6 protein-coding genes are annotated in these 4,091 nt (G+C 56.5%); all 6 read left to right on the forward strand.

Features of this window, described 5'->3' with window-relative positions; genetic code table 11:
- Positions 1–266, forward strand: a 266-nt coding sequence (locus KO538_RS28915) for a hypothetical protein (RefSeq protein ID WP_219330429.1), incomplete at its 5' end; no start/stop codon positions are given.
- A gap of 30 nt (positions 267–296) precedes the next feature.
- Entirely contained in the window at positions 297–1,085 is a 789-nt protein-coding gene (locus KO538_RS28920; protein ID WP_219330430.1) for a transporter substrate-binding domain-containing protein, read from the forward strand.
- Positions 1,086–1,100: 15 nt separating this feature from the next.
- Positions 1,101–1,769 carry an amino acid ABC transporter permease gene (locus KO538_RS28925; RefSeq protein WP_219330431.1) on the forward strand — a complete coding sequence of 223 codons (669 nt, stop codon included), beginning with the start codon at positions 1,101–1,103 and terminating at the stop codon, positions 1,767–1,769.
- Positions 1,766–2,416 carry an amino acid ABC transporter permease gene (locus KO538_RS28930; RefSeq protein ID WP_219330432.1) on the forward strand — a complete coding sequence of 217 codons (651 nt, stop codon included), beginning with the start codon at positions 1,766–1,768 and terminating at the stop codon, positions 2,414–2,416. Before KO538_RS28925 ends, KO538_RS28930 begins: the two co-directional genes overlap by 4 nt.
- Positions 2,403–3,131 carry an amino acid ABC transporter ATP-binding protein gene (locus KO538_RS28935; protein WP_219330433.1) on the forward strand — a complete coding sequence of 243 codons (729 nt, stop codon included), beginning with the start codon at positions 2,403–2,405 and terminating at the stop codon, positions 3,129–3,131. Before KO538_RS28930 ends, KO538_RS28935 begins: the two co-directional genes overlap by 14 nt.
- 26 nt (positions 3,132–3,157) lie before the next feature.
- A complete protein-coding gene (locus KO538_RS28940; protein ID WP_219330434.1) occupies positions 3,158–3,856 on the forward strand; it encodes a GntR family transcriptional regulator in 699 nt (232 codons plus the stop codon).
- Positions 3,857–4,091: the final 235 nt, after the last annotated feature.

Consider the following 4,091-nt stretch of genomic DNA (forward strand, 5'->3'; position numbering starts at 1 on the left):
GCGCCGATGATAGTGCTGCAACCAGTGTGAAAGTAGGTTATCGTCAGGCTTGTTATACGAAAAAACCCCTTCCGGTGATCCGGTTGGGGTTTTTTTACGTCTGGTGGTTTGTCGCGGCGCACCCGATTCGTGCATGGTGTGGTGCAGAAAGTCAGGCACTGCTCAAAAACTATGCAGAAATAGAGGCTTTGCAGATCGTATGCAGGCTTTGTATGCAGGCACGGAAACTGCTCAAGGATTATGGCGCGCTGTTCATCACGGGATAGCACGCTCCATCCCACCTTGAGGAGTTGTCCATGAACCGTCGTTCGATCCTGTTGTCGCTGATCTTGTCCGCCACCGCACTTGCCGCACCGCTGACCCATGCCGAGGCGCTCGACGATATTCTCAAGGCCAAGGTCTTGCGCGTGGCCGTGCCCCAGGATTTCCCGCCTTTCGGATCGGTCGGCCCTGACATGAAACCCGTTGGCTACGACATTGACGTGGCCGCAATGCTGGCCAAAGGCCTTGGCGTCAAGCTGGAATTGGTGCCTGTGACCAGCGCCAATCGCATTCCTTACCTCAATACCAAAAAAGTCGACCTGGTTATTTCCAGTCTCGGTAAAAACCCGGAGCGTGAAAAAGTCATCGATTTCAGCGCAGCGTATGCGCCATTCTTCAGCGGCGTATTCGGTGGTGCGGATCAGACGATCAGCAAGGCCGAGCAACTGGCAGGTAAAACCGTGGGCGTCACCCGCGGCGCCGTGGAAGATCTTGAGCTGAGCAAGATTGTGCCGGCCAATACCACCATCAAGCGTTTTGAAGATAATAACGCGACCATTTCTGCTTTCCTGTCCGGCCAGGTGCCCTTGATTGCCACTGGCAACGTGGTGGCTGGCGCAATTGTCGAAAAACAGCCTGCCAAAAAACTCGAATTCAAATTCTTTATCAAAAATTCTCCATGCTACGTCGGCATCAATAAAAGCGAACCGAAGTTACTGGCGCAAATCAATACCATCCTGGGCAAGTCGAAAGAAGACGGCAGCCTCAATACCATCGCCCAGAAATGGCTGAAAACAACGCGCCCTGTCACCACCCTGCTGTAACGGGTCAAGCGCGCCATGGCATACACTTTTGATTTCAGCAGTATCTGGGAATACCGCGAGTATCTGTACAACGGCGTGATCGGCACCTTGCGTTTGACACTCGTTGGCACTGTGCTCGGTGTTGCCATCGGTATTCTTGGCGCCATCTCGCGCGCCTGGAAACTGCCCGTGCTGTTCCCGGTCTACACCGTGTATGTGGAGCTGATCCGCAACACGCCGTTCATCGTGCAGCTGTTTTTTGTTTTCTTTGGCTTGCCCAGCCTCGGCATTCATTTGAGCGAGTGGCAGGCGGCAACGATTGCGATGGTGCTCAACCTGGGCGCCTATAGCACCGAGATCATCCGCTCCGGCGTGGAGTCTGTGCCGAAAGGCCATATCGAGGCCGCTTCGGCACTGGCGATGTCGCGCTTCCAGATTTTTCGCTGCGTGATCCTGCGCCAAGCCTTGCTCAAGATGTGGCCAGCCTTGTCGAGCCAGATTGTGATCGTGATGCTGGGATCGTCCGTGTGTTCGCAAATTTCGGCCGAAGAGCTGACTTTTGGCGCCGGCTTCATTACCTCACGTAACTTCCGCTCCTTCGAAGTGTATTTCGTCGTCACCATCATGTACTTTTTGCTGGCGGTTGGCGTGCGCCGCGCGTTGGGCCTGTTTGGCCGCTACGTACTTGCCAGGAGAGCGACATGAGCGATTTTTCGCTGTGGGACATCATTCGCAACTTGCTGCTGGCGGGGCGCTGGACGGTATTGCTGTCCTTGATCGCCTTTGTTAGCGGTGGCCTGGTTGGCATCGCGATACTGATGATGCGCACCTCAAGCTCGCGGCTGCTGCGCCAGTTTGCCGTGATATACATCGAGCTGTTCCAGGGCACGCCGCTGCTGATGCAATTGTTCCTGCTGTTCTTTGGCCTGTCGCTGACCGGCATGCAAGTGTCGCCCTGGCTGGCGGCCAGCGTGGCCCTGACTTTGTTTACCAGCGCCTACCTGGCGGAAATCTGGCGCGGTTGCGTCGAGGCGATTCCCCGTGGCCAGTGGGAAGCGTCTGCCAGCACGGCAATGACATATATGGAACAGATGCGCCACGTGATCTTGCCGCAGGCGTTGCGCATCGCCGTTGCACCGACGGTCGGATTTTCCGTGCAGGTCGTGAAAGCGACGGCGGTCACGTCCATTATTGGTTTTGTCGAGCTGACCAAGGCCGGCTCGATGATCAGCAACGCCACGTTTGCGCCCTTCACCGTGTATGGCCTGATCGCCCTGATGTATTTTTGCCTGTGTTTCCCGCTTTCGCTGTATGCCCGCCGCCTGGAAAGGAAAATCAATGTCTCTCGTTAGCATCAATGGATTGCACAAGCGCTTTGGTACGCATCATGTCCTCAAGGGCATCGACTTGCGCGTCAAGGAAGGCCAAGTGACGGCAGTGATCGGACGCAGTGGTTCGGGCAAGAGTACCTTGCTGCGCTCGATCAATGGACTGGAAAGTTTCGATGAAGGCTCGCTCGACGTCGATGGCGTGAGGGTCACCGTCGGCCAGACCGATTTGCGCCAGTTGCGCCTGAAAGTCGGCATGGTGTTTCAGCAGTTCAATCTGTATCCGCATCTGACGGCCGGACAGAATGTGATGCTGGCACCGACGGTGGTCAAAAAAATCGGCAAGCAGCAAGCAGAGGCGCTTGCGCGCGATGCGCTGGCAAAAGTCGGCCTTGCCGATCGCTTTGAGTCGTTTCCAGACCAGTTGTCGGGCGGCCAGCAGCAGCGTGTGGCAATCGCCCGGGCGCTGGCGATGCAGCCGAAAATACTGTTGTGCGATGAAATCACCTCGGCGCTCGATCCGGAACTGGTGAACGAAGTGCTGGCCGTGGTGCGCAAGCTGGCCGAGGATGGCATGACCTTGATCATGGTCACGCATGAAATGCGTTTCGCACGTGAGGTGGGCGATCAACTGGTCTTCATGCACCAGGGAAAAATCCATGAGCAAGGTGATCCGAAGCCCCTGTTTGCCGCGCCGTCGACGCCGGAACTGGCCAGTTTCATCAGTTCGGTTTCCTGATCGTCTTTGCCATAGCCAGATCCCGCATGCTTGACCCCACCACACCAGCTGTTACCAACTCGTCCGAGGAGATCGCTGCGGATATTGCGGCGGCGATTATCGAACGCCGCTTGCCCTCTGGCACCAAGCTCAAGGAAGAGGCCCTGGCCCGCGTGTATTCGGTCAGTCGTACCAAGATCCGTGCGGCCTTGCTGATGCTGTCGAAGGATGAGCTCATCGAGATCATTCCGGAAAAGGGCGCTTGTGTGTGCAAGCTCAGTGAACGCGAGGCGCGCGAAATCTTTGCCGTGCGCCGCACGCTCGAGGCCGGTCTGGCGCGTGATTTCGTGGCCATCGCCAAGGCCGACGATTATCGCCGCATCGATGCGCACCTTGCGCTGGAACGCCAGGCCCTGGCACAAAACGATCTGCCGCTGCGCGCCAGGTTGCTGGGTGACTTTCACATCCTGCTGGCCGATATCGTTGGTAATCTGGTGTTGAAGGAAATCTTGCGCAAACTGACGGCGCGGACCTCGCTGATCGCCATGCACCAGCAGTCCAGCGAAGACGCCAGTTGCTCATCGGATGAGCATGCGCTGTTCATCGAGGCGGCCAAGGCTGGCAATGCCGACGCTGCAGTCGGCATCATGTTGCATCATCTCGACCAGGTGCTCAAGGCGCTGCATGTTGATGCCCCGGAGTCTGTCGATAAGAAAGACCTGGTCAAAGCCCTGCTGGCCGCCTGAACAAAAACACTGATGGCGATTGAAAGCCCTTGCCAAGACTGGCGGGGCTTTGCTATAGTTCGCCTCCCCAATGAGACGCAATCAAATACGGCAGTTGAGGATCACCGGAAACGGCGATGCAGTAAAAAGAAGGAGTTGACGGATTTAGCGAAATGCTTCATACTCTTCCTTCTTCGCAGCTGACAAACACAACGCTTTGTCGATAGCGCGAAAGCAGTACCGAATACAGTTCTTT

This window comes from Janthinobacterium sp. NKUCC08_JDC, assembly GCF_019345575.1.
Lineage (GTDB): Bacteria > Pseudomonadota > Gammaproteobacteria > Burkholderiales > Burkholderiaceae_D > Janthinobacterium > Janthinobacterium aestuarii.

Coding starts and splice junctions, on each gene's coding strand:
- KO538_RS28920 (WP_219330430.1), top strand. CDS start 297: ATGAACCGTCGTTCGATCCTGTTGTCGCTGATCTTGTCCGCCACCGCA.
- KO538_RS28925 (WP_219330431.1), top strand. CDS start 1,101: ATGGCATACACTTTTGATTTCAGCAGTATCTGGGAATACCGCGAGTAT.
- KO538_RS28930 (WP_219330432.1), top strand. CDS start 1,766: ATGAGCGATTTTTCGCTGTGGGACATCATTCGCAACTTGCTGCTGGCG.
- KO538_RS28935 (WP_219330433.1), top strand. CDS start 2,403: ATGTCTCTCGTTAGCATCAATGGATTGCACAAGCGCTTTGGTACGCAT.
- KO538_RS28940 (WP_219330434.1), top strand. CDS start 3,158: ATGCTTGACCCCACCACACCAGCTGTTACCAACTCGTCCGAGGAGATC.